At 70.3% G+C, this 23,836-nt stretch carries 19 protein-coding genes; 14 read left to right on the top strand and 5 right to left on the bottom strand.

The window, feature by feature from the left end; translation table 11 throughout:
- From ACFY1E_RS10280 to ACFY1E_RS10220, 13 genes are read left to right on the top strand one after another with little or no spacing between them, the layout of a single operon-like run.
- A complete protein-coding gene (locus tag ACFY1E_RS10280) occupies nucleotides 1-1,542 on the top strand; it encodes a right-handed parallel beta-helix repeat-containing protein (RefSeq protein ID WP_389073677.1) in 1,542 nt (513 codons plus the stop codon).
- 1 nt (nucleotide 1,543) lies between these two features.
- Complete coding sequence (locus tag ACFY1E_RS10275) at nucleotides 1,544-2,824, top strand: O-antigen ligase family protein (protein ID WP_389073675.1); 1,281 nt, start codon at nucleotides 1,544-1,546, stop codon at nucleotides 2,822-2,824.
- Between the two features lie 2 nt (nucleotides 2,825-2,826).
- Nucleotides 2,827-4,071 carry a glycosyltransferase gene (locus tag ACFY1E_RS10270; protein WP_389073672.1) on the top strand — a complete coding sequence of 415 codons (1,245 nt, stop codon included), beginning with the start codon at nucleotides 2,827-2,829 and terminating at the stop codon, nucleotides 4,069-4,071.
- Nucleotides 4,068-5,318 carry a methyltransferase domain-containing protein gene (locus tag ACFY1E_RS10265; RefSeq protein WP_389073670.1) on the top strand — a complete coding sequence of 417 codons (1,251 nt, stop codon included), beginning with the start codon at nucleotides 4,068-4,070 and terminating at the stop codon, nucleotides 5,316-5,318. Before ACFY1E_RS10270 ends, ACFY1E_RS10265 begins: the two co-directional genes overlap by 4 nt.
- Nucleotides 5,315-6,109: a glucose-1-phosphate cytidylyltransferase gene (locus tag ACFY1E_RS10260; RefSeq protein WP_389073667.1), complete on the top strand. Its 795-nt coding sequence runs from the start codon at nucleotides 5,315-5,317 to the stop codon at nucleotides 6,107-6,109. Before ACFY1E_RS10265 ends, ACFY1E_RS10260 begins: the two co-directional genes overlap by 4 nt.
- Nucleotides 6,106-6,753, top strand: a complete 648-nt coding sequence (locus ACFY1E_RS10255) for a PIG-L deacetylase family protein (protein ID WP_389073664.1) — start codon at nucleotides 6,106-6,108, stop codon at nucleotides 6,751-6,753. The genes ACFY1E_RS10260 and ACFY1E_RS10255 overlap by 4 nt, the downstream gene beginning before the upstream one ends.
- A gap of 3 nt (nucleotides 6,754-6,756) precedes the next feature.
- The gene (locus ACFY1E_RS10250) at nucleotides 6,757-7,782 is read left to right on the top strand and encodes an NAD-dependent epimerase/dehydratase family protein (RefSeq protein WP_389073662.1); all 1,026 of its coding nucleotides are present in this window, start codon (nucleotides 6,757-6,759) and stop codon (nucleotides 7,780-7,782) included.
- Complete coding sequence (locus tag ACFY1E_RS10245; RefSeq protein WP_389073659.1) at nucleotides 7,770-9,053, top strand: DUF4910 domain-containing protein; 1,284 nt, start codon at nucleotides 7,770-7,772, stop codon at nucleotides 9,051-9,053. The genes ACFY1E_RS10250 and ACFY1E_RS10245 overlap by 13 nt, the downstream gene beginning before the upstream one ends.
- Nucleotides 9,054-9,058: 5 nt before the next feature.
- Complete coding sequence (locus ACFY1E_RS10240; RefSeq protein ID WP_389074876.1) at nucleotides 9,059-10,348, top strand: hypothetical protein; 1,290 nt, start codon at nucleotides 9,059-9,061, stop codon at nucleotides 10,346-10,348.
- Nucleotides 10,345-11,292, top strand: coding sequence for a glycosyltransferase family 2 protein (locus ACFY1E_RS10235; RefSeq protein WP_389073657.1), 948 nt, complete (start codon nucleotides 10,345-10,347; stop codon nucleotides 11,290-11,292). Before ACFY1E_RS10240 ends, ACFY1E_RS10235 begins: the two co-directional genes overlap by 4 nt.
- A complete protein-coding gene (locus tag ACFY1E_RS10230) occupies nucleotides 11,289-12,509 on the top strand; it encodes a polysaccharide pyruvyl transferase family protein (RefSeq protein WP_389073654.1) in 1,221 nt (406 codons plus the stop codon). Before ACFY1E_RS10235 ends, ACFY1E_RS10230 begins: the two co-directional genes overlap by 4 nt.
- The gene (gene rfbC, locus ACFY1E_RS10225) at nucleotides 12,506-13,057 is read left to right on the top strand and encodes a dTDP-4-dehydrorhamnose 3,5-epimerase (protein ID WP_389073652.1); all 552 of its coding nucleotides are present in this window, start codon (nucleotides 12,506-12,508) and stop codon (nucleotides 13,055-13,057) included. Before ACFY1E_RS10230 ends, rfbC begins: the two co-directional genes overlap by 4 nt.
- 6 nt (nucleotides 13,058-13,063) lie before the next feature.
- Nucleotides 13,064-14,407, top strand: coding sequence for a glutamate-1-semialdehyde 2,1-aminomutase (locus tag ACFY1E_RS10220; RefSeq protein WP_389073649.1), 1,344 nt, complete (start codon nucleotides 13,064-13,066; stop codon nucleotides 14,405-14,407).
- Nucleotides 14,408-14,409: 2 nt separating this feature from the next.
- On the opposite strand, the gene ACFY1E_RS10215 is transcribed toward ACFY1E_RS10220, so the two are convergent.
- Both ACFY1E_RS10215 and ACFY1E_RS10210 read right to left on the bottom strand, forming a co-directional pair.
- A complete protein-coding gene (locus ACFY1E_RS10215; protein WP_389073647.1) occupies nucleotides 14,410-15,096 on the bottom strand; it encodes a phosphatase PAP2 family protein in 687 nt (228 codons plus the stop codon).
- Between the two features lie 144 nt (nucleotides 15,097-15,240).
- Nucleotides 15,241-17,424 (bottom strand): RICIN domain-containing protein, encoded by a 2,184-nt coding sequence (locus tag ACFY1E_RS10210; protein ID WP_389073644.1) that lies wholly within the window; start codon nucleotides 17,422-17,424, stop codon nucleotides 15,241-15,243.
- A 364-nt stretch (nucleotides 17,425-17,788) separates the two neighbouring features.
- Here ACFY1E_RS10210 and ACFY1E_RS10205 point away from each other — a divergent pair, with 364 nt between their 5' ends.
- Entirely contained in the window at nucleotides 17,789-18,019 is a 231-nt protein-coding gene (locus tag ACFY1E_RS10205) for a hypothetical protein (protein ID WP_389073642.1), read from the top strand.
- An 84-nt stretch (nucleotides 18,020-18,103) separates the two neighbouring features.
- On the opposite strand, the gene ACFY1E_RS10200 is transcribed toward ACFY1E_RS10205, so the two are convergent.
- From ACFY1E_RS10200 to ACFY1E_RS10190, 3 genes are all read right to left on the bottom strand, one after another.
- Complete coding sequence (locus tag ACFY1E_RS10200; protein ID WP_389073639.1) at nucleotides 18,104-19,375, bottom strand: SGNH/GDSL hydrolase family protein; 1,272 nt, start codon at nucleotides 19,373-19,375, stop codon at nucleotides 18,104-18,106.
- A gap of 53 nt (nucleotides 19,376-19,428) precedes the next feature.
- Entirely contained in the window at nucleotides 19,429-21,846 is a 2,418-nt protein-coding gene (locus ACFY1E_RS10195) for a glycoside hydrolase N-terminal domain-containing protein (RefSeq protein ID WP_389073637.1), read from the bottom strand.
- Nucleotides 21,847-21,937: 91 nt separating this feature from the next.
- Nucleotides 21,938-23,797, bottom strand: a complete 1,860-nt coding sequence (locus ACFY1E_RS10190) for an alpha-galactosidase D (protein WP_389073634.1) — start codon at nucleotides 23,795-23,797, stop codon at nucleotides 21,938-21,940.
- Nucleotides 23,798-23,836 lie beyond the last annotated feature (39 nt).

Here is a 23,836-nt window from a genome sequence, read left to right as displayed (position 1 = left end):
GTGGGGATCAAGAGGCGGCACTGGGCGTGGGCGGCGGCACCGCTGACGCTGGCCCTGCTGGCGTTGACCGGCTGCGACGGCACACAGCCCGCCGAGGCGAGGACGACGACCGCCGCGCCCACCACGTCCGGGGCGCGGTCCACGGACGTCGCCCGGGTGTGCGCCAAGCCCGAGGCCGGGCCGGCGAAGGCACCGGCGGGCGCGGTGACGGTCGACCCCGCGAAGGTCGGTGACCTGGCGGCGAAGACCAAGGACAACCCGCCGAACACCACGTTCTGGCTGCGACCGGGCAAGCACCGGCTCGACCCCGACCGGTACGCCCAGGTCATCCCCAAGAAGGGGGACCGCTACCTCGGCGCGCCCGGCGCGGTGCTCGACGGCCGGAAGACCAACCAGTACGCGTTCGCCGGCACCGCCGAAGGCGTCACCATCGCCTATCTGACCGTGCAGGGCTTCGTGCCGCCGCAGAACGAGGGCGTGGTCAACCACGACTCGGCCGACGGGTGGGTGATCGAGCACTCGACGATCCAGAACAACCTGGGTGCCGGGCTGATGGCCGGAGCCCGCCAGCAGGTCCGCGGCAACTGCCTGCGCGCCAACGGCCAGTACGGCATGAACGCCTACAAGGGCAGCGGCCGTATCAGCGGCCTGGTGGTCGAGGGCAACGAGATCGTCGGCAACAACACCGGCGACTGGGAGCGGCGGCAGCAGGGCTGCGGCTGCACGGGCGGCATCAAGTTCTGGGCCGTCGACGGCGCCGACGTACGCGGCAACTGGGTGCACGACAACCGCGGAACCGGGTTGTGGGCGGACACCAACAACAACGACTTCCGCATCGAGGACAACGTGCTGGAGGCCAACGACGGCGCCGCGCTGATCTACGAGACCAGCTACAACGCGGTCATCCGCAACAACACGATCCGGCGCAACAACTGGGTCGAGGGCCGCAAGGCAGCCGCCCGCGGCGACACCTTCCCGTTCGCGACCATCTACCTGTCCGAGTCCGGTGGCGAACCACGCGTCAAAGCCCGCACGAACAAGATCGAGATCTACGGCAACCTGATGGAGAACAACTGGTCCGGGATCACCCTGTGGGAGAACGCCGACCGGTTCTGCAACAGCCCGGCCAACACCTCCTCCGGCGACTGCACGCTGCTGGTGAAGAAGACCAGCCGCTGCACGAAGTCGACGATCACCAAGGCACCGCTCTACGCCGACTGCCGGTGGAAGACCCAGCGGGTGGACATCCACGACAACCGCTTCGTGCTGGACAAGTCCGTCCTCAAGTGCACGACGAAGTGCGACCGCATGGCCGTGCTCTCCAACTACGGCACCTATCCGGACTGGTCGCCCTACAAGGGCGAGAAGGTGGCCGACGCGATCACCCTCAAGCAGCACAACCGCTGGCACGACAACGTCTACGTCGGGCCGTGGGCCTTCGTCGTCCACGACCCCAGCAAGGTCCTCGACTTCCCGGGCTGGCAGGGCGCGCCCTACCAGCAGGACGCGGGCAGCACCATCAGCGGACAGGCCGGTGGTTGAGATGAGCACGCTGTCCGGCGCCCAACCGCGCCCCGCCGGCACACCGAGGATCATCGGGATCGTCTGGGGACTGCTGATCCTCAACACGCTCGGCTCCGCCGGGGCGAAGACCATCGTCCCGCTGCCCCGCTCCCTCATCCAGATGGTCACGATGGGCGCCCTGGTCGCCGCGTTCACCCTGGCGCTCGCGGTCAACCTCCGGCTGCGGATCCGGCCCAGCGCCTACGTGCTCCTGCTCACCCTGCTGCTGGTGTCGAGCGTGATCTCCAGCGCGAATCTGGAGTCCGGTTTCGGCGCGCTGTTCCGCTGCTTCCGGCTGACTCTCTTCGTCGGCACCCTGTGGCTGCTCACCCGCTGGTGGAACGGCGGCCTGACGTTCGTGCGGCACCACATCCGGATGTACTTCGCGGTGCTCGGATCGGTGGCCGCGGGCCTGGCCGTCTCTCCGGGCGCGGCCCTGCCCGACCTCTACGGCGGGCGCCTGGTCGGCGCGTTGTGGCCGCTCACCCCGCCGCAGATCGGACAGTACGCCGCGGTGATCATCGGGCTGACCGTGCTGCTCCTGCTGGGCCGCCGGACCGACAAGAAGAGCGCGGCGGTCATCATCGTGCCGTCCCTCGTGCTGCTCGCGCTGACCCATACCCGCACGGCCACGCTCGGTCTGATCGTCGGGCTGGTGCTGGCGATCGGCTCGCTCCTGCTGACCAGCGCCGCCGCCCGCCGCTTCTTCAGCTGGGCGGTGCTGTTGGCCACGGTGGCCGCGGTGGGGTTCGCCTCCATGCTCCAGTCGTGGTTCCTGCGCGGACAGAGCAAGGAGAACTTCTCCAGCCTCACCGGCCGCGCCAAGGTCTGGGACGCCCTGCTGTCCGCGCCCCGCTCGACCTCGGAGCAGCTGTTCGGCGTGGGCCTGGGCGACAAGTCGTTCGGCGGGCTGCCGATCGACAACAGCTGGCTGGCCGTCTACAACGAGCAGGGTCTGATCGGCGTGACCCTCGTCGCGGTGATCATCGTGGTGCTGGGCGGTGTCGCGCTGCTCCGGCCGCCGTCGCTGCAGCGGGCCTGCGCGATCTTCCTGATCACCTACTGCGCGATGGCCTCCTACACGGAGGCCGGTCTCGGTGACGCCTCGCCGTATCTGCTGCATCTGGCCCTGGCCGCCTCACTGCTGGCGGCACCCGCCGAGGCCGTCGTCCTCCCGACGCCCGAAGTCCCCCGGCTCTCCACACCGGAACTCCCGCGACAGCGCGTCCCGCGCTGGGCCCGCCGATCGGAGGCGACCTGAGCATGCACATCCTCGTGGTGCACAACCGCTACGCCTCGGCACAGCCGAGCGGCGAGAACAAGGTCGTCGACCAGGAGGTCGAACTGCTGCGCGAGGGCGGCCACCGGGTCGAGCTGTTCGAGCGGCGCAGCGACGACATCGGCGCCATGTCCCTCCTCGGCAAGGTCGCGGTGCCCCTACGGGTGCCGTGGAACCCGGCGGTCCGCACGGAACTCGCCGCCAGGCTGCGCAGCGAGCGGCCGGACGTGGTGCACGTCCACAACGTCTTCCCGCTCCTGTCGCCCGCGGTCCTCGCCGCCTGCGCCGACGCCGGCGTGCCCGCAGTGGCCACGCTGCACAACTACACCCAGGTCTGCCCGCCCGGCACGCTGCAAAGGGACGGGCGGCCGTGCACCGAGTGCGTCGGATCGGCGCTGCCGCTGCCCGCCGTCCGGCACGGCTGCTACCGGGGCTCGCGCCTGGCGACGGTGCCGCTGGCGGTCAGCCTGTCGGCCAACCGGCGGCGCTGGTGGTCCGGCGTGGAGCGGTTCTTCTGCATCTCCGCGGCGCAGCGCGACACCCTGGTGCGGGCCGGCATGCCGGCCGAACGGCTGGCGGTGAAGCACAACTTCGTGCCCGACCCGGGCGACCGTCGAGCAGGCGAGGGCGAGCATCTGCTCTATCTCGGCCGGCTCGCGGAGGCCAAGGGCGTACGGCTGCTGATGGCCGCGTGGGACGAGCTCGCGGCGAGCGGCGGTGTGGGCGTGCCGCTGGTGATCGCCGGCACCGGGCCGCTGGAGCCGGAGGTGACCGCCTGGGCGGCGGGCCGGGACGACGTGCGCTACGTCGGCCTGCTGGACACGGCGGAGTGCCAGAAGGCCATCGCGCAATCGGTCGCCGTGGTGGCTCCCTCGACCTGGCTGGAGGCGTTCGGCCTGGTGGTCGTGGAGGCCATGGCGGCGGGGGTCCCGGTCGTCGCGGCCGGGCACGGCGCCTTCGTCGAACTCGTCGAGGACGGCGTGACCGGGCTGCTGCACCAGCCGGGGGAGTCCGCCTCGCTCGCGTCCTGCATCCGCCGGATCGCGGCCGAGCCGGACCACAACCGGGAGATGGGCCGAGCGGCCCGGCTCCGTTACGAACAGGGTTTCAGCCCGGCGGTCGGCCTCGACCGCCTGGTTGATGAGTACCGCACCGCGATCGCGGGGCGGTCAGCACAGACTCGCGGCGGGGACATCCGCGCGAGCAGGGGGGATGGGAACAGCAGATGACACGATGCCGACTGTGCGGCTCGGAGGCGACGGCCAGCGTCGTCGACCTCGGGGCGACGCCACCATGCGAGAGCTTCCTCGCCGCGGACCAACTCGACCAGCCGGAACCGGCGTACCCGCTGCACCTGCGGGTCTGCACCGACTGCTGGCTGGCGCAGATCCCGCCGCTGATCACGCCGGAGGAGACCTTCAAGGAGTACGCGTACTTCTCCTCGTACTCGACCTCCTGGGTGGAGCACGCCCGCACGTTCGTCGCCGACGCCGCAGAGCGCGTGGGTCTCGGACCTGACGCCTTCGTGGTCGAGGTCGCCAGCAACGACGGGTACCTGCTGAAGCACGTGGTGGACCGCGGGATCCGCTGCCTGGGCATCGAACCGTCGGTGAACGTCGGCGCGGCGGCACGGGACAAGGGCGTGCCCACGCTCACGGAGTTCCTGAGCCCGGAGACCGGCGCGGCCGTCCGCGAGGAGCACGGCCCGGCGAACCTGGTCGTGGCCAACAACGTGTACGCGCACATCCCCGACGTGGTCGGCTTCACCCAGGGCCTGCGCGCCCTGGTCGCCGACGACGGCTGGGTCTCCATCGAGGTACAGCACCTGCTGACCCTGATCGAGGAGAACCAGTACGACACGATCTACCACGAGCACTTCCAGTACTACACGGTCGCCTCCGCGATCCAGGCCCTGGCCAGCGGCGGACTCGCGCTCGTGGACGTCGAGCTGCTGCCCACGCACGGCGGCTCCATCCGGCTGTGGGCCCGGCCGGCCGAGGTGGCCGGCGAGCCGACCCAGCGGGTGGCCGACGTGCTGGCCCGGGAGAAGGCCGCCGGGCTGCAGGAACTGTCCGGGTACACCGAGTTCTCCGCCCGGGTCGCCAAGGTGCGCCGGGATCTCCTCAAGTTCCTCATCGAGGCGGCCGAGCGCGGCGAGACGGTCGTCGGCTACGGCGCCCCCGGCAAGGGCAACACCCTGCTCAACCACTGCGGCATCCGGCCCGACCTGCTCGCGTACACGGTCGACCGCAACCCGTACAAGCACGGCAGGTTCACCCCTGGCACCCGCATCCCGATCCTCGCGCCCGAGCAGATCGCCGTCGACAAACCGGACTACGTCCTCGTCCTCCCGTGGAACCTGCGGGCCGAACTGGTCGAGCAGCTGTCCTACGTGCACGAGTGGGGCGGCCGGCTGGTCTTCCCCATCCCGGAACTGATCATCGTCGAGGCCGCGTCGGAAGAGGTCACAGCATGAAGGTCGTTCTGTTCTGCGGCGGTTACGGGATGCGGATGCGCAACGGAACCTCCGACGACGTGCCCAAGCCGATGGCGATGGTCGGCCCCAGGCCGCTGATCTGGCACGTCATGCGCTACTACGCGCACTACGGGCACAAGGAGTTCATCCTGTGCCTCGGCTACGGCGCCCACCACATCAAGGACTTCTTCCTCAACTACGAGGAGACGACGTCCAACGACTTCGTGCTGCGCAAGGGCCAGACCGAGCTGCTGTCCACCGACATAGCCGACTGGACCATCACGTTCGCGCAGACCGGCATCGAGTCGCCCATCGGGGAGCGGCTGCGCCGGGTGCGCCACCACCTGGACGGCGACGAGATGTTCCTCGCCAACTACGCCGACGTCCTCACCGACGCCCCGCTGCCGGACATGATCGACAACTTCGCCCGGCGTGACGCCGGCGCGTCGATGATGGTGGTACCGCCCCAGTCCTCCTTCCACTGCGTGGACCTGGGCGAGGACGGCCTGGTGGGCGGCATCACCGCGGTCAGCGACATGCCGCTGTGGGAGAACGGCGGCTACTTCGTGCTCCGCCAGGAGGTCTTCGACCACATCCCGGAGAACGGGGACCTGGTCGCCGACGGCTGCGCCCAACTGGCCAAGCGGGGCCGCCTGGTGGCACACCAGCACCGCGGCTTCTGGAAGCCCACCGACACCGTCAAGGAGCGGGCCGCGCTCGACGAGGCCTACGCCCGCGGCGACCGTCCCTGGGCCGTGTGGGAACACGACAACGCCGGGGTGCGCGCGTGATCCGCCTCGAAACCGGGAGCCTGGACCGGATCGTCGCCGTGGGCGCGCACTGCGACGACATCGCCATCGGCGCCGGCGGCACCCTGCTGACGCTGTGCCACGCGCGGCCGGGCCTGCGCGTCGACGCGTTGGTGCTCTCCGGCGGCGGCAGCGAGCGCGAGCAGGAGGAGCAGGCCGCGCTCGCCGCCTTCTGCCCGGGCGCCGACCTGCGGCTGACCGTGCACAAGCTGCCGGACGGCCGGCTGCCCGTGCACTGGGACGAGGCCAAGGCCGCGGTCGAGGAACTGCGTGCGCAGACCGACCCGGATCTCGTCCTCGCCCCGCGCACCGACGACGCCCACCAGGACCACCGCGGCCTGGCCCAGCTGATACCCACCGCCTTCCGCGACCACCTGGTCCTCGGCTACGAGATCGTCAAATGGGACGGCGACCTCGGCCGCATGGCCGCCTACCAGCCGCTGTCGACGGAGATCGCCGAGGAAAAGGTACGGCTGCTGCAGGAGCACTACGCCTCGCAGCGCCACCGGCCCTGGTACGACCGCGAAGCCTTCCTCGGGCTGGCACGAATCCGCGGCATCGAATGCCACGAGCGATACGCCGAGGCGTTCGCCGTCACCAAACTCACGCTCAACCTGGGGGGTTGAACCATGCGCGTACTCCTGACCGGACACCAGGGCTACCTGGGCACCGTGATGGCCCCGGTCCTCGCCGCAGCCGGACACGAGGTCGTCGGCCTCGACTCCGGCCTGTTCGCCGACTCCGTCCTCGGCGAGACACCCGCCGACCCGCAGGGGCACCGGGTGGACCTGCGTGACGTCACGGCCGAACACGTGGCCGGCGTGGACGCCGTGATCCACCTGGCCGCGCTGTCCAACGACCCGCTGGGCTCGCTGGCGCCGGAACTCACCTACGACATCAACCACCACGCCTCCGTGCGGCTGGCCCGGCTGGCGCGCGACGCCGGAGTGCGGCGCTTCCTGTACGCGTCCACCTGCTCCGTCTACGGCGCCGCAGGCGGCGACGACCTGGTGGGCGAGGACGCCCCGCTGCGCCCGGTGACGCCGTACGCGGAGTCCAAGGTGCGGGTGGAGGACGACCTGCACGCACTGGCCGACGACGACTTCACCCCGGTGTACATGCGCAACGCCACCGCCTTCGGCTACTCGCCCCGGCTGCGCGCCGACATCGTGCTGAACAACCTGGTGGGCCACGCGCTGTTGTCCGGCGAGGTGCTGGTGCTCTCCGACGGCACCCCCTGGCGCCCGCTGGTGCACGCCGCCGACATCGCCCGGGCCTTCACGGCCGCGCTGACCGCGCCGCGCGAGGCGGTCCACGACCGGCCGTTCAACATCGGCAGCGAGACCAACAACGTCACGGTCGCCGAGATCGCCGAGCAGGTCGCCGAGGCGGTACCCGGCGCGAAGGTGCGGATCACCGGGGAGAACGGGGCCGACCCGCGCTCCTACCGCGTGGACTTCTCCCGGTTCCGCGCCGCGATCCCCGGCTTCGACATCGAGTGGTCGGTCAAGCGCGGCGCGCTCGAACTCGCCGACGCCTACCGGAAGTTCGGCCTGACCAAGGAGGACTTCGACCAGCGCTTCACCCGGCTCGCCGTGCTGCGCGCCGCCTCCGAGGCCGGCACCGTCGACGACACCCTGCGGTGGCGCCGATGACCGATCCCGGCGAAGAGATGCACGCCCTGGTGGAGCGGATGTACCCGCTGTGCCGGAGCATCACCGGCGACGGTGTCCGCGCCACCCTGGACATCGTCGGCGAGTACCTGCCGCTGCAGGTGCACGAGGTGCCGACAGGGACGCAGGTGCTGGACTGGACGGTGCCGCAGGAGTGGAACATCCGCGACGCGTACATCGCCGACAGCGCGGGCAACCGGATCGTCGACTTCGCCGCGTCCAGCCTGCACGTACTCGGCTACAGCGTCCCGGTGTCGGCGACCGTGCCGCTGTCCGAGCTGCGCGAACACCTGCACACCCTGCCGGAGCAGCCGAGCCTGGTGCCGTACCGCACCAGCTACTACAAGCTGGAGTGGGGGTTCTGCCTGGCCCAGGAGACCCTGGACGCGATGCCGGACGGCGAGTACGAGGTCCGTATCGACTCCACGCTCGCCGACGGCCACCTCACCTACGCCGAGCACGTGGTTCCCGGCCAGGTCTCCGACGAGGTGATCGTCTCCTGCCACGTCTGCCACCCGTCACTGGCCAACGACAACCTGGCCGGTATCGCGGTGGCGACGTTCCTGGCCCGCGCGCTCGCCGAGGAAACGCCGTACTACACCTACCGGTTCATCTTTGCGCCCGGCACCATCGGGGCGATCACCTGGCTGGCCCGCAACGCGGAGCGGGTGGAGCGGGTCAAGCACGGCGTCGTGCTGGCCTGCGCCGGGGACCGGGGCCAGTTGACGTACAAGCAGAGCAGACGCGGTGACGCGGAGATCGACCGGGTGATGCGGCACGTCCTGACCGCATCCGAACGGCCACACCGCGTCAACGAGTTCACTCCGTACGGCTACGACGAGCGGCAGTACTGCTCGCCCGGGTTCAACCTCGGCGTCGGCTCGCTCACCCGGACCCCGTACGCCGGTTACCCCGAGTATCACACCTCGGCGGACAACCTGGACTTCGTCTCCCCGGAGGCGATGGCGGACACCCTCGCGGTCTGCCGCGAGGCGTTCGCCGTCCTGGACCGCAACCGGAGCTATGTCAACCTCAGCCCCTACGGCGAACCGCAGCTGGGCCGGCGCGGGTTGTACGACGCGCTCGGCGGCCGCAGCGACACCAAGCAGGCCCAGATGGCCATGCTGTGGGTGCTCAACCTCTCCGACGGCGAGCACAGTCTGCTGGATGTCGCCGAACGGTCCGGGCTGCCGTTCGACACCGTCGCCGCCGCGGCCGACGCCCTGCACGGCGCCGGACTGATCAAGGCGTGACGCAGATGACCATGGAGGGGGAGAAGACGACGGCACCGGCCGGGTCCGCCAAGCGGGCCCTGGTCGGCCGGCTGTCCTGGGGACTGGCCGACCAGGCGGCCTCCAGCATGTCCAACTTCGCGGTGGGCATCTACGTGGCCCGCTCGCTGGGGGTGACCGCGTTCGGCGTGTTCAGCCTGGCCTGGGTGACCTACGGCGTGGTGCTCAACGTCTCGCGCGGCCTGTCCACCGACCCGCTCGTGGTGCGCTTCAGCGGTGTCCCGGACGCGTCCTGGCGCGGCGCGGTGGCCCGCTCCACGGGGACCGCACTCGGCGTCGGCACCGCCATAGGTGCGGTGTGTCTGCTGGCCGGGCTCGGTCTCGGCGGCCGGCTGGGGCCCGCGTTCGCGTGCCTCGGCGTCATGATGCCGGGGCTGCTGCTGCAGGACGCCTGGCGGTTCGGGTTCTTCGCCGCCGGCAACGGGCGCAAGGCGTTCGTCAACGACGTCGTGTGGGGCGTCGCGCTCGTCCCCGCCATGGTCGTCGCGGCCCATGTGGGCAGCGTGGCCGCCTTCGTGCTCGCCTGGGGCGCGTCCGCCGCCGTGGCCGCCGCGTACGGCTGCCTCCAGTCCGGCATCCGGCCCCGGATGACCGAGGCCCGCGGGTGGCTTCGCGAACAGCGCGATCTCGGCTACCGGTACCTGGTCGAGAACGTCAGCCTCAGCGGCGCCAGCCAGCTGCGGGCGTACGGGCTCGGCGCGATCGTCGGGGTCGGCGCGGTGGGTGCGGTGCGGGGCGCCGAGCTCCTGATGGGCCCGTTCCTGGCCGTGCTGATGGGTCTGTCGCTGGTCACCGTCCCGGAGGCGGCACGCGTGCTGCGCCAGGCCCCGCACCGCCTCGGCGCGTTCTGCCTCCGGCTGGGCGGCGGACAGGCCGCCGCCGCGCTCCTGTGGGGCGGGGCCCTGCTGCTGATGCCTGACCGGCTCGGCGACCTCGCGCTCGGCGACGTCTGGCACTCCTCCTCGCGCCTCATCGTGGCGATCACCTTCAGTGTCGCGGGCGCGGGCCTCGGCACCGGCGCGGCGGCCGGGCTGCGCGCGCTCGGCGCGGCCCGGCGCAGCCTGCGCTGCCAGCTGTTCGCCTCCGCCTGCTATGTCGGCGGCGGGCTCGGCGGCGCTGCCGTGGCCGGCACGGTCGGCTCGGCCTGGGGTGTCGCCGCCGCGACCCTCAGCGGCTCGGCCGTGTGGTGGCTGCAACTGCGGTCGGCCCTGCGTGAGCGCGACCACAACTCCGTTCCCGAAGTGAGGACCTCATGACCGCCCAACCCAGGCTGAGCATCGGCCTGCCCGTGTACAACGGTGAGCAGTACCTCGCCGAGTCGCTCGACGCCCTGCTCGGGCAGACCTACGAGGACTTCGAGCTGGTCATCTCCGACAACGCCTCGACCGACGGGACCGAGGACATCTGCCGCAAGTACGCCGCGCAGGACTCCCGCATCCGCTACATCCGGCTGCCCCGGAACGTCGGGGCCACCCCGAACCACAACTACGTCTTCACCCAGTGCCGCGGCGAGCTGTTCAAGTGGGCCTCGCACGACGACCTCTACGCCCGCGACCTGCTCCGGCGCTGCATCGAGGCCCTCGACGAGCAGCCCGACGTGATCCTCGCCCACGCCGACCAGGCCGTGATTGACGGCGACGGCCAGGTGAAGGTGCCCTACGAGTACACGCTCGCCACCGACTCCCCGCACGCACCGGAGCGCTTCCGCAGCCTGCTGTTCGAGCCGGGCGGCGACGACTTCTACGGCGTGATGCGGGCCGACATGCTGCGCCGGGTCAAGCCCCTCGACAGCTACCACCACGCGGACCGCACCTTCGTCGCCGAGATCACCCTGCACGGCCGCTTCCACCAGGTGCCGGAGCTGCTGTACTTCCGCCGCGACCACCCCAACCGCGCCGAGCGGGCGAACCCCTCCAAGCGCGCCCGGTGCGTCAACCTGGACCCGCGCCGGGCGGGCCCGCTGCACCCGACGCCCCGGCTGCTCGCCGAGTACATCTGGGGCTTCGCCGCGGCGATCCGGCGGGCGCCGATCTCCCCGGCCGACCGGCGCGAGTGCTACCGCCACATGGGCGCCTGGATGACCAGCCGGGTCCGGCCCGGTGCCGGCGAGCGGGTGGAGGACCGCGCGCCGGTCGACCCGGCCGCGCTCAGCGTCTCGGTCGACGCCCTCGTCGCGGGCCGCGAGGGGCGGCGGGCATGACGACGGCGACACGCGTGGGCGTGTTCGGGCTCCTCGGCTCCGGCAACCTCGGCAACGACGGCTCGCTGGAGGCCGTACTCGGATATCTGCGCACCGAGCACCCGGACGCGGTCGTGGACGCCCTGTGCGGCGGACCCGAGGCCGTGACGACCCGGTTCGGGATCCCCGCCACACGGCTGCACTGGAACCGCGCCGAGTACCGCACCGCGTCACGGGCGGGCGCGATCGCGTCGAAGGGCCTGGGCAAACTCGTCGACGTCTTCCGCACCGCCGCCTGGGTGCGCCGGCACGACGTGGTGATCGTGCCGGGCATGGGCGTCCTGGAGGCCACACTGCCGCTGCGGCCATGGGGCTTCCCGTACTCGCTGTTCCTGCTCTGCGCGAGCGGCCGGCTGCTCGGCACGCGGGTCGCCCTGGTCAGCGTCGGCGCCGCCGAGATCCGCAACCGGCCCACCCGCGCCCTGGTGCGCTGGTCCGCGCGGCTGGCCGCGTACCGCTCCTACCGCGACGCCCAGTCCCGGGACGCGATGCGGGCGATGGGCGTGGACACCGCACGCGACGAGGTCTACCCCGACCTCGCGTTCTCCCTGCCGACGCCGCAGACGAGCGCGCCCTCGGGCTCGCCGGGCACCGTCTGCCTCGGTGTCATGGATTTCCACGGCGGAAACGACGACCGCGCCCGGGCCGAGGAGATCCACCGCCGCTACCTCGACGGGACGATCCGGTTCGTCCGCACGCTGGTCGAGGAGGGCAGGCCCATCCGGCTGCTCACCGGCGACCAGTGCGATGTGGCGGTGGTCGAGGCGATCCTCGACGCGGTGGACTCGCCTCTGGTCACCGCCGCCGAGCCGGCGTCACTGGCCGACCTGATGAAGGAGATGGCGGCGGCCGACACCGTGGTCGCGGTCCGCTACCACAACCTGATCTGCGCGCTGAAGACCGGCACCCCGGTGCTCGCCCTCAGCTATGCGGCCAAGAGCGACGCACTCATGGACCGGATGGGCCTGGGCGCCTTCTGCCACCCCGCGCGCGAGGTCGACGCCGACCGGCTGCTCGAACAGTTCCGGACGCTGGAGAAGCGATCGGCGGAGCTGCGGCAGGTCCTCACCGAGCGCAACCAGGCCGCGGCAGAGCAACTCGCCGAGCAGTTCACGGCCTTGAATGCGGCCCTGTTCCCGGCGACCGACCAGTCCCACACCCTGCGGAAGGCTCCATGAAAGCGACCCAAGTCCCGGAGATCGCCGGCGCGTACCTGTTCGAGCCCACGCCGTACGCCGACGAACGCGGCTTCTTCTGCCGCACCTTCGACGCCGACGTGGTCCGCTCGGTGGGCCTCGATCCGAACGCCTTCGTCCAGGACAGCGTCTCCCGCTCGGTCCGGGGCGTGCTGCGGGGCCTGCACCTGCGTTCCGGCGCGGGCGAGGCAAAGCTGGTGCGTTGCTCGTACGGGAAGATCTTCGACGTCGTCGTGGACCTGCGCCCGGACTCACCGACGTACCGCAACCGGGCCTCTTTCGAGCTGTCCGGTGAGACGCAGAAGACCCTGTACATCCCGGCCGGGTGTGCCCACGGCTTCCAGGCTCTTACCGAAATCGCAGATACCTCTTACCGTATCGATCGTCAGCACGATCCGTCCGAGGACGTGACGATCGCCTTCGACGACCCGGAACTCGCCATTCCCTGGCCGCTGCCGGTCACGTCGATGTCCCAGCGGGACCGTGAGGCGCCGAGCCTCGCCGAGGTCCTCAAGCACCAGGAAGGGTGAAGTCGGTTGACCACCGAACACACCGAAGCGACCGGGGAGTTCGTCCTGCCCCGGTCACGGGCGGCGAACGAGCGCCTGCACGCCATGATCCCCGGAGGCGCGCACACCTACGCCAAGGGCGACGACCAGTACCCCAAGAACCTGGCCCCCGTCATCAGCCACGGCCGCGGCGCCCATGTCTGGGACGTCGACGGCAACCGCTACATCGAGTACGGCTCCGGCCTGCGCTCGGTCAGCCTCGGCCACGCCCATCCACGCGTGACCGAGGCGGTACGGCGGGAGATCGACCGCGGCAGCAACTTCGTCCGGCCCTCCATGGTGGAGGTCGAGGCCGCGGAACGCTTCCTGGCGACGGTGCCCACCGCCGAGATGGTGAAGTTCGCCAAGAACGGCTCCGACGCCACCACCGCCGCGGTGCGCCTCGCTCGCGCCGCCACCGGCCGGACGCGGGTGGCCCTCTGCGCCGACCATCCGTTCTTCTCCACCGACGACTGGTTCATCGGCACCACGCCGATGTCCGCCGGCATTCCGGAGACGACGAACGAGCTCACCGTGTCCTTCCCCTACGGGGACCTGGCCGCCACCGAGGAACTGCTCACCCGCTACCAGGACGAGATCGCCTGCCTGATCCTCGAACCCGCCACCCAGACCGAGCCGCCGCCCGGATACCTCGCCGGACTGCGCGAGCTGGCCGACCGGCACGGCTGCGTGCTGATCTTCGACGAGATGATCACCGGCTTCCGCTGGTCCGAGGCGGGCGCCCAGGGCCTGTACGGCGTCGTCCCCGACCTCTCCACCTTCGGCAAGGCACTGGGCAACGGGTTCGCCGTCTCCGCGCTGGCCGGGCGCCGCGAGCTGATGGAGCGCGGCGGGCTGCGCCACTCCGGCGAGCGGGTGTTCCTGCTGTCCACCACGCACGGTGCGGAAACGCACTCGCTGGCCGCCGCGATGGCCGTGCAGAGCATCTACGCCGAAGAGGGCGTCACCGCACGGCTGCACGCCCTCGGCGAGCGGCTGGCCGCCGGGGTCCGCGAGGCCGCGGCCGGCATGGAGGTCGGCGAGCACATCGTCGTCCGGGGCCGGGCCAGCAACCTGGTCTTCGCCACCCTCGACGAGAACGGGCAGCCGTCGCAGGAGTACCGCACCCTGTTCCTGCGCCGGCTCCTCGAAGGCGGGGTGCTCGCCCCGTCGTTCGTGGTGAGCAGCGCGCTCAGCGAAGCCGACATCGATCACACCGTCGATGTGGTGGTCCAGGCATGTGCGGTGTACCGGAAGGCGCTGGACGCCGGTGACCCCACACCCTGGCTGGGCGGACGACCGGTGAAACCGGTCTTCCGCCGCCTGGCCTGACGTCAGCGATGCTCCAGCCGACCGGCGTCGGCCGTGTGAACGGCCCGCCGGTCGGCCGCACGGTCGACCAGCCAGGCGGTCGCCGGTACCACCGCCAGCGCGGTGCACCAGCCGCCCAGCGCGTCGGTCGGGTAGTGCGCCCCCAGGGCGACCTGCGCCCACCCCATCGCTGCGCCGGCCACCAGCGCCGCGCCGAGCACGAGTGACATGCCGGCCGCCTTGCCGAGGCCGAACCGACCGGTCGCCGGCAGCGCCGCCGTGAGGGCGAGCGCGGTGAAGAAGGCGGTGTGCCCGCTCGGGTAGGACAGGTTGTCTGCCCCGTGGATGGTGCGTCCCACCACGTGCTTGAGCAGCGTCGCCGTCCCCACGGTCAGGCCGGCACCGGCCACGACGAGCACCGCGGCGCGAGGACGCCGAAGCAGCAGACATCCCGCCACCGCGGCCAGGATCACCACTGCCGATCCAGCGGGTTCCCCCAGGAAGTCCAGGGTCAGTGCGACATACCGCCACGGCGGCCGCACACTGTCCGCGGTCGGCGCGACGAACCACCGGTCCACCCTGCCGGGCTCGCTGTGGCCGGCGTACAGGAGCCCGATCGCGGCGACCACCAGCGCGGCGAGAACCGCGATCGGTCCGAGCAACGGGCGCAACGACGAAGGCAGCACCGAGGGCGCCGGCCGGCCGGTCACACGCACACCGCGTCCGCTCGGCCGGCGCCGACCTTCCGGGCCTGCTCCTGCCAGGCGATCCAACGCGAGCCCCCCGTCGTGTCCGGTTCCCCTTCAGCGATCATAACCGCCGCGTGGACACCCGTTCTGGGGCTTTTACGTCTCCTAGGGATAGCTGGTCAGATTGGCCACGTTGGTGCTGGAGTTGGACGGGCCGCCCGTGTTGTCGATGACGTGGCTGATGGTGCCGGTGCCGCCGAGGGAGACAGTCACCATGCTGGTGAAGCGGACGCCGGAGTTGTTCGGCGCCTCGATGGCGTGCGCGGCCACGACACCGGGATTCACGTTGAAGTAGCAGTAGCTGCCGAGACCGTACGCCTGGTGGCTGGTCACCGAGTCGGCGACCTTGTAGGCCGCGTAGCCCTGGGTGGAGCCGTTCATCCAGGCCGCCTGGTTCGGCGGGTCGTAGGGCATCTCGTTCTGGAAGAAGTATGTGCGTCCGCCGTTGCCGTTCCAGACGGTCTGGTACTTCTGGAAGTGCTCGACGAACAGGCCGTACATCGTCACGTCGTCCCCGTTGACGATCACTCCTGTGTCCGCGGTGTTGCTGGTCCAGCCGACGCCGCTGCCGTGGTCGGCGCGCCAGATCCACATGTGGTCGCCGATGACGTTGTCGCTGTTGACGATCAGGCCGGTGGTCACCTTGCCGACCCCGGCGCCGCCGACGCGGAAGTAGACGTCGTGGAGGGAGGTCGGGTCGGCCGTGTGGGAGGCGGCGGAGCCATTGGGCCCGACCTCCAGCAGACTCGGCGAGTTGGCGGTGCCGGCGTCGAACAGCAGGCCCGCGATCTTCACTCCGTCGACGTCGGCGACCTTCATGGCGGTGATGCCGTTGTCGGGCACGAAGGTGGCCAGGCCCAGACCGAGCACGACCGTGTCGGCGCGGTTGATCTGCAGGGTCTGGTCGAGGTGGTAGACACCGGGGGTGACCAGGAGGTTCTTGCCCGCCGCCAGGGCGGAGTTGATCTGCGAGGCGGTGGCGCCCGGCTTCACGACGTAGAAGGAGTCCAGCGAGAGCGAGGAGCCCGAGGCGCCGCCCGCCCAGCTGGTGCCGGAGGAGTTGGACCGCAGGGACGGCACGAAGACCTGGTAGTTGCCGGACCCGTCGATGTACACGAAGGGCTTCTCGCGGGAGACCGGGCTCTGGGCGACCGTCGTATAGGGCGGGTTGGGGAAGCTGGTGGCCGGGACGCCGGTGCTGCCGGTGAAGACCATGTTCCAGTTGGAGCCGGTCCAGCTGCCCAGCTGGGAGTTGCGGGTAAGCCACTGCTGCTGGGTGCCGGATCTGACCTGGCCGTCGATCTTGCTGTCGGCGAGGAGGCCACCGCTGGACCAGCCGCCGTCGTCCAGGGCGAGGTTGCCGCGCAGGTGCATCCGGCGGTACGGCGCCGCCTGCGAGACCGCCCAGCGGTCGCTGCCGCCGGTGGGGTTGACCGACAGGTTCTCCGCGCCGCGCCAGAAGTTCTGGGTGGCGTTGCCCTGGAACCAGTCGGCCTCGGCGTGCACCGCCCCGTTGATGGTCACCGCGTCGGGGGAGAGGCCCAGGCCCAGCACCTGAGTGTAGAACCCGACGTTGACGTCGGCGCTGTAGGCGCCCGGCTTGAACAGCACGGCGTAGCGCTGGGAGCCGAACTGGTTGGTCTCCTGCTGCTGGAAGATCGAGTCGAGCCTGCTCTGGATCGTCGAGGACGACATCGACGGGTCGAACACGACGACGTTCGGGCCCAGGTCGGGATTGCCGGCCGACTGCGTCACGGGTACGACCTGGAAGCGCTGGGCCGCGGTGCCGTTGCAGGTGTACTGCACGAACTGCACGCTGTCGGCGGTCGAGGCCGCGGGGTCGTCGAGGCACTTGCCGCTGTTGCGGTTGACGAAGTGGTAGGCGCCGCCGCCCTCGTCCACCGGCAGCCACTGCTGGTTGGCGCCGCCGCCGTAGGCCCACAGGTGGACCACTGCGTTGTCAGCGGTGGAGACGTCGGCGACGTCCGCCACCTGGTTGGTGTCGTTGGCGTTGTTGATCCGGACGTATCCGTCGCTCGTGGCGGTGAAGCTCCAACGCTGGGCCGCGGTGCCGTTGCACGAGTACTGCTGCACGACGGTGCCATTCGCGGTGGCGGCCGCCTTGGCGTCGAGGCACCGGCCGCTCGCGGCGTTCATGACCGTCGCGAAGCCGGTGGGCAGGGCGGTGGCCGCGGCCTGTGCGGGGGCGCCGGTGAGCAGGCCGGTGGACAGGGTGAGAGCGGTGACCGCCAGCGCGGCGGATGCGGGGAGTGGCCTGGATCTGGGCATGGCGGGGGAGCCCTTTCGTGGGGGGTGGGGATGCTCGGGCCGCGTACACCTTGTGAACGGGCGAGTACACGCGCGGGGTTGGGGCTGCCGGTGAAACTAAAGGTACGGACCACTTTCGTCAAGGTGTGAAGTAAGAGTTGAGGGAAGGGAGTTGCCGCGGCCCGGGAACCGGCTGCCTCCTCGGGCGTGGCGGTCCCCATCCATGCGGCCCCCGCCGCCACGGCGGACCGGGCGCACGGCACGGCCCCGTGGCGTCGCGCTCGCCGCGACGGCTACCGTGGGGGCCGCCGCACCGGCTTCCGGCGCGGCGCAGCAAGACGGCGCGGACTACTGGGCGTTCTGCTGGATGGCACCGTCAGGATCGGTGAAGGTCACGTTCGCCGACGGGGACACCTCGTGCCTCAGCGGCCAGGGTTTCGTCGGGTTCGATCCGAACGACCCCGACTGGACCGTCCGGAAGATCGAGACGAACGACAACTGGGGCGCGGTCGTCTACCCCGGCACCGTCGATCCGCCCACGCCCCGCTTCGACCGCAACCAGGACGTGCCCGTCAACTCGCGGATCAACGGCATCTATCTCAACACCGCACCCTGACCCCGACCCCGAGCCGGATCTCGGGAGACAGTGTCCGCCCGCGCTCTGTGTGCGTGCGGACACTGCGCGTCGAGTGGCGGGGCGTCAGCTGCGCAGGAGCCGCAGATCGATCGCGTCCGCCATGGCCTTCATGCCCGCGTCGTCGGGGTGGATGTGGTCGCCGGAGTCGTACGACGGGTTGAGGGCGGCCGGGTTTGCGGGGTCGCGCATGGTCCGGTCGAAGTCGATGACGCCGTCGAAGGCGCCGCTGGTGCGGATCCACCGGTTGACGCTCTGGCGGAGGGCCTCGGCGGCGGGTGTGTAGTAGCCGTTGCCCTCGTCGGGCATCAGGGTTGCGCCGATGACGTGGACATGGGCGGCGTGTGCCTGGTCGATCAGGGTGCGGTAGCCGGCGATGAGGCCCTGGGCTGTGAGCGGTCGGCCGTCGGGGCCGGCGTTGTTGCCGATGTCGTTGATGCCTTCGAAGAGGATGACGTCCTTGACACCCCGCTGGCCGAGGGCATCGTGGCGGAAGCGTTTGAGGGCGCTGACGCCTTGCCACAGGTTCGGGACGTCGGTGAGGACGCGGTTGCCGCCGATGCCGGCGTCGACGACGCTCAGTCTCTGCGGGCCCGGTCCGGCGCCGAGCCGGCGGCCGAGGAAGTCGGGCCAGCGGGTGTAGGTGCCGGTCGAGGAGTGGTAGCCGTCCGTGATGGAGTCACCGAAGGCAACGACGGTGCCCCTCGCGGTCGATGCCAGCACGTCGAGGCGCGCCAGGTAGTACCAGGAGGTCGTGGTGGTGCCGAACGCGGTGGCGCTGTCGTCACCCGTGTGGTTGCCCGAGGCGATGTAGGTGGTGTCGAAGGCGTCGGAGTGCCAGGTCGACATGCCGGTCGCACCGGGGACGTAGAGGCTGACGAGCAGGTTCTGGTCGGCGCCGACCGGGATCGGGACGACGTCACTGACCGCCTCTTCGCCGGCCGGGATCGTGAGGTGGCGGGAGCCGGCGAAGGTGACGTTGCGGATGGTTCCGCGCGTCCCCTCGCCGCCGTTCGCCTGGACGGCCACGTCCGCCTCGCCGACATCGAGCGGAGCGCTGCTGTACCGGTTGGACAGGGTGATGCGTGCGCCCGAGCCCGCGACGCTGCTGTGCACCACCATCCGGATGGTCTGGTTGTCGAAGGACGGGCCGCCGGTCGTCATGCTGGGCGACCAGGCACTGACCCTGGTCGCCTTGCCCTGCGAGTCAGAGGCGGCCGCGCTTGCCACGGTGGCGGTGCTCAACGGAACGGCCGTGAGCGCCATGCCGGTGAGTGCGGCGCACACGGACAGCAGCGGTCGGCGAAACGCCGCCGGTCTTCCCTTTGCAGAGGACATCGTCGTTCTCTCCGCTCATGTCGTCGTGTCGGGGAAACAGGGCCGGACCGGACTCAGCCGAAGTTGCTCAGCGTGACGGACGCCCCGGGCTTGATGCTGACCTTCCGAGAGGAGCTGCCCGCGAAGACGGTCGTGTCGCGGCCGCCGACGCTCCTCAGCGTCAACTGCGTGACCTTGCCGCCCCGCCACTTGAGGTCGGCGACGAAGCCGCCGCGGACACCGACGCCGGACACCGAGCCGGACGCCGCCCATGCGGCGGGCAGGGCGGGCAGCAACTCGACGTGACCCGGCCGCGAATAGACCAGCATCTCGATCATCGCGGAGGGTGTGCCGAAGTTCGCGTCGATCTGGAAGATGCCGCGGCCGCCTCCCATGTCCATGATGTCGAAGAGATTGGACGCGCTGCCGTTGCTGCCGTTCGCGGATGGCTTCAGGTTGTTGACGACCAGTTGGTAGGCCTTCTCCGCGTTCTTCAGCCGGGCCCAGCACAGGCTGCGCCAGGCGTTGGACCAGCCGTAGCTGTTCATGCCGCGGGCGGTCAGCAGGGCCTTCGCACCGGCGAGGATGTCCTTGGGTGTGGAGCCGTCCGGACGGATCCGGTCGCCGGGGAAGAGGCCGAACAGCGGGGAGAGATGACGGTGTGTGGTCTCGCCGAGGTTGTCGGGCGACATCCACTCCTCCAGCCAGCCGGTCGTGGGACTGACCACGGGGAGGTACAGGCGCTCACGCAGGCCGTCGACGGTCGTGCCGTAGGACAGGTCCTTGCCGAGTACGCGGGTGGCGGTCCGGTAGTTGCCGAAGAGGTTCCACACCGCTTCCTGGGCGTAGGTGATGCCCTTGGCGTCCTGCGGGCCCTGCTCGGGTGACCAGTCGCTGTCGTCGACGAGGACCTCGCGCGAGGCTCCGGAGGCGTCGGTGACGGTCGTGGTGATGAGGCGGGCCTCCCAGAACTCCACGGCGCCCTTGAGGAGGGGGTAGATCCTTTCGAGGTAGGCGCGGTCCTGGGTGAACTCGTAGTGCTCGAACAGGCTCTGGCAGAGCCAGGCATTGCCCGCCGGGTGCCACCACCAACCGCTGCCGCCGTAAGGGTTGGTGGAGAAGGCCACCGCCCAACCGGCCACCCTTCCACTGGAGTTGCGGAATCGGTTGGTCGAGGCGTTGAACAGCCGCTGTGTGACGTCAGTCCACAAGGGCAGCTGCGCGAGGCAGTAGTCCGCGAAGGCGTCGAAGCAGTCCGACAGGCCTGTCCGGTCGGCCATCCAGTAGTTCATCTGGACGTTGATGTCGGTGTGGTAGTCACCCATCCAGTCGGGGTCGTTGCCGTCCAGCCACGGGCCCTGCAGGCCCATCGGCAGGCTGCCCCACGACCCGGAGATCATCAGATAGCGGCCGAACTGCAGGTAGGCCGCCTCGAGTTCGGGGTCGGGTACGTCGTCCCGGTAGCGCGCCTGCACCCGCTGCCAGGTGTCCAGCCTGCGCTGGGCGGCGGACGACGTGCCGAGGTTGATGTCCTGCTGCTCGAACACCGGGCGGAAGTCGGCGACATGGGTGTACAGCAGAGTGCCCGCGGAGTGTCCGGCGGCGGCCAGGACCTTGGTCCGCGCCAGGGACTCAGGGTCCACGGAAGGGTCGCGGAACCCGGCGGCCGCCTCAGGCGCGTAGTTGGTGCCGCCGCTGACCACGACGGTCAGGTCCTTGCAGTTGCGGAACGAGATCGAGGTACCGTCGACGGCGACCGTGCCCGCGCTGCTGTAGGCCGTGACGGCGGCGCCGTACTGCAAGCCGTTGGCGAAGGAAGCACCGAACGAGGCACAGCGCCCCGTGCGGTTCGCCGTGGTCGTCTCGCCGTGCGTACCGGCGAGGGACACGGTGCCGGTGTAACTGCCGCCGCCCTGCTGGGAGAAGTGCAGGACGATGACGTCGTCGGGGCGACTGGCGAAGACCTGCCGCCGGTAGGTGACGCCGGACAGGTCGTACTGGGCGCTGACGAACCCCTGGCCGAGGTCGAGGGTACGACGGTAGTTGTCGACCGAGCCCAGGTCGTGCGCGGGGATGTCGACGGTGAGCTCGGCCAGCAGCGTGAGCGAGCCGAAGTCGTCACGGCCGTAGGGGAATTGGCCGTCGCTCTGCAAGGTGTCGTTGAGGCCGCCCGTCCACAGGGTGGAGTCGGTGATCGTCAGCAGTTCGGCGGCGGGATCGTTGCTCGTGAGCGCTCCGAGGCGTCCGTTTCCGACCGGCAGACCCTGCTGGATCATGGAGGTGGGGGAGCCGGGCGCTCGCCACCACAACTGGTTCTTCGCGGCGGCGGTCGCGGACAGCAAGGGGGAGGAAGCGGGCCGGAGAGGGGCCGCCGACGCGGTGAAGGCGGGCAGACCGCCGAGGGCGGCGACCGCGCCGGCCGTGGAGGCGAGTGTCAGAAAACGTCTGCGGCTCGGGTGGTTGTCGGATGGCTCGGGGTGCTGAGTGTCCACGTTGTGCACTCCATGTCCGAGGGGTAAAGGCGCATGCGGGAAAGAGGGACAGCGGCCGTCGGGAGGCGTACTGATCAGGACGGGAGACTGATCAGGCGGACTTGGGTACGTCGATCCGGTCGATGTCGGGGGCGTAGTCCCAGCCGCTGTCGAACGTGATCGTGTTGGAGCCCGCCTTGAGGGCCAACTGGACGCTGACGGTCTCGACCGTGCTCCAGTCGCCGGTGGAGGGGAACTTCAGGCTGCTGCCGTGGCCGCTGTTGGAGTAGACGGTCACCGAGCGGGCATCGCCGCTGACGTAGCCGACCTTGACGGTGTAGATGCCGTCCTTCTTCACCGTGATGTCGTTGAACTGCAGCTTGCTGTCGAGGTAGAGGTTGCCGACCTTCTTGCCGCCGGAGCAGGCGTCGCACGAGGCGACGGAGGCGGTCCCGGTCAGGGTGTTGTTGCCGGACTCGGCCTCGTAGCGGGTGGTCGCGAGAGAAGCGCCACCGGGCTTCACGGTGAACAGCCGGGATCCGTGTGCGGGCAGCGTCGAGGTGATCCGGTTCTTGTACGTACCCAGGTTCTGGTGGTTCCACAGGTCGCGCACGGCGGCCGCGCCGGTGAAGCCGAAGGACGCCCAGTCCGCGGTGACGGAGGCGGGCGAGCCGCCGAGGTTGAACAGCGCGACGGTGTAACTGCCGTCGGGGTTCCTGGTCCCCCAGACCTGCTGGTCGCCCAGCGGGGTGACGGGACGTGCGACGGGCGAGGAGTTCTGGTCGACGGCTATGACTTCCTGGTTGGTGAGCAGGGACAGGCCGTAGCTGTCGAGCTGGGTGAGGTCGTCGCCGGTGAACAGGGGCGACTTGTTGATGGCCCACAGCGTCATGTAGCTCTGCCGCTCGGCCTTGCTGAGGCCGTCCATCGCGCCGTTGCCGACGTCGATCGCATCGAGGTCGTTCCAGCCGCCGGGGCCCGCCTCACGGCTCCACGCGGGGGCGTCGTTCCACCGGTCGTCGACCGAGTTCTCCCAGGTGACCAAGGTGTTGCAGTAGCACTCCACGTCGGTGTCGATGCGCCAGCCGTCGGAGTACTTCTTCCAGTCCGCGGCATGGGAGATGTCGAGCGACCAGGACAGCTCCAGGTGGATCGGCCGCCCGGTGTCGGCGATGGCCTGGTGCCAGGCGGCGACGTCCGCCACGTTGTTGTAGTTGTCACCGGACTTGGACGAACCGGGGCCCACCCCGTCGAGCTTGAGGAAGTCGTAGCCCCAGCCCGCCAGCAACTGCGCCTGTGAGTCGATGTACTTCTGCGCGCAGGGGTTGTCGAAGTCCAGCTTGTAGGCGCTGTCCCAGCCGTTGGTGGTGCGCAGGTCCGGGTAGACCACGTCCGCGGTGGTGCAGCCCGGCGCGTCGTGGATCGGCACCTTGCCGTCGCCGTAGGCCCCCTTCTCCAGGCCGACGGGCAGATAGATGCCGGCCTTGAGGCCCTTGGCGTGGATGTGGTCGGCGACCGACTTCATGCCGTGCGGGAAGCGCACCGGGTCGGGGGTCTGCCGGCCGTACTCGTCGAACTCGGAGGTCCAGTTCTTGTCCATCCACCAGCCGGCGTCGATGTTGACGTGGTCGTAGCCGTACTTCTTCAGCGTGGTGGCCAGGGCGTCCGTCTGCTTCAGTACGTTCGCCTCGGTGAGGTAGCTGTAGTTGCCGTCCGGGTTGAGGCCCGGGTACTGGGAGGACTGCATGCTCCAACTCGACCAGCCCATGTACGGCTTGGCCGCCGGGCCGACGTCCGCTGCGGCGGGAGCCGAACTGGCTGCTGTGGCCGCGGACTTGGAGGCGGCCGGCGCTGCTTGAGTGGCGGCGGCCGGGATCGCGGTGCCGAGCCCGGCCGTGACGGCCAGGACCAGCACGGCTCTGAGGGAACGGCGCGTGAGGCCGGGGAGGGCTCTGGAGGGGGATGAGGGCATGGCTCGCCTCCTGTTTGTGCGGTGAGTGGACTGGTGCGG

The sequence above is a fragment of the Streptomyces sp. NPDC001604 genome (genome assembly GCF_042893475.1).
GTDB lineage: Bacteria > Actinomycetota > Actinomycetes > Streptomycetales > Streptomycetaceae > Streptomyces.
Note: the sequence above shows the minus strand (reverse complement) of the source record. Positions and strands in the feature narration are given on the sequence as shown.

Bases quoted from the DNA above. Each gene is read 5' to 3' on its own strand.
- ACFY1E_RS10275 (WP_389073675.1), top strand. From the start codon at position 1,544: ATGAGCACGCTGTCCGGCGCCCAACCGCGCCCCGCCGGCACACCGAGG.
- ACFY1E_RS10270 (WP_389073672.1), top strand. From the start codon at position 2,827: ATGCACATCCTCGTGGTGCACAACCGCTACGCCTCGGCACAGCCGAGC.
- ACFY1E_RS10265 (WP_389073670.1), top strand. From the start codon at position 4,068: ATGACACGATGCCGACTGTGCGGCTCGGAGGCGACGGCCAGCGTCGTC.
- ACFY1E_RS10260 (WP_389073667.1), top strand. From the start codon at position 5,315: ATGAAGGTCGTTCTGTTCTGCGGCGGTTACGGGATGCGGATGCGCAAC.
- ACFY1E_RS10250 (WP_389073662.1), top strand. From the start codon at position 6,757: ATGCGCGTACTCCTGACCGGACACCAGGGCTACCTGGGCACCGTGATG.
- ACFY1E_RS10240 (WP_389074876.1), top strand. From the start codon at position 9,059: ATGACCATGGAGGGGGAGAAGACGACGGCACCGGCCGGGTCCGCCAAG.
- ACFY1E_RS10235 (WP_389073657.1), top strand. From the start codon at position 10,345: ATGACCGCCCAACCCAGGCTGAGCATCGGCCTGCCCGTGTACAACGGT.
- ACFY1E_RS10230 (WP_389073654.1), top strand. From the start codon at position 11,289: ATGACGACGGCGACACGCGTGGGCGTGTTCGGGCTCCTCGGCTCCGGC.
- rfbC (WP_389073652.1), top strand. From the start codon at position 12,506: ATGAAAGCGACCCAAGTCCCGGAGATCGCCGGCGCGTACCTGTTCGAG.
- ACFY1E_RS10210 (WP_389073644.1), bottom strand. From the start codon at position 17,424: ATGCCCAGATCCAGGCCACTCCCCGCATCCGCCGCGCTGGCGGTCACC.
- ACFY1E_RS10200 (WP_389073639.1), bottom strand. From the start codon at position 19,375: ATGTCCTCTGCAAAGGGAAGACCGGCGGCGTTTCGCCGACCGCTGCTG.
- ACFY1E_RS10190 (WP_389073634.1), bottom strand. From the start codon at position 23,797: ATGCCCTCATCCCCCTCCAGAGCCCTCCCCGGCCTCACGCGCCGTTCC.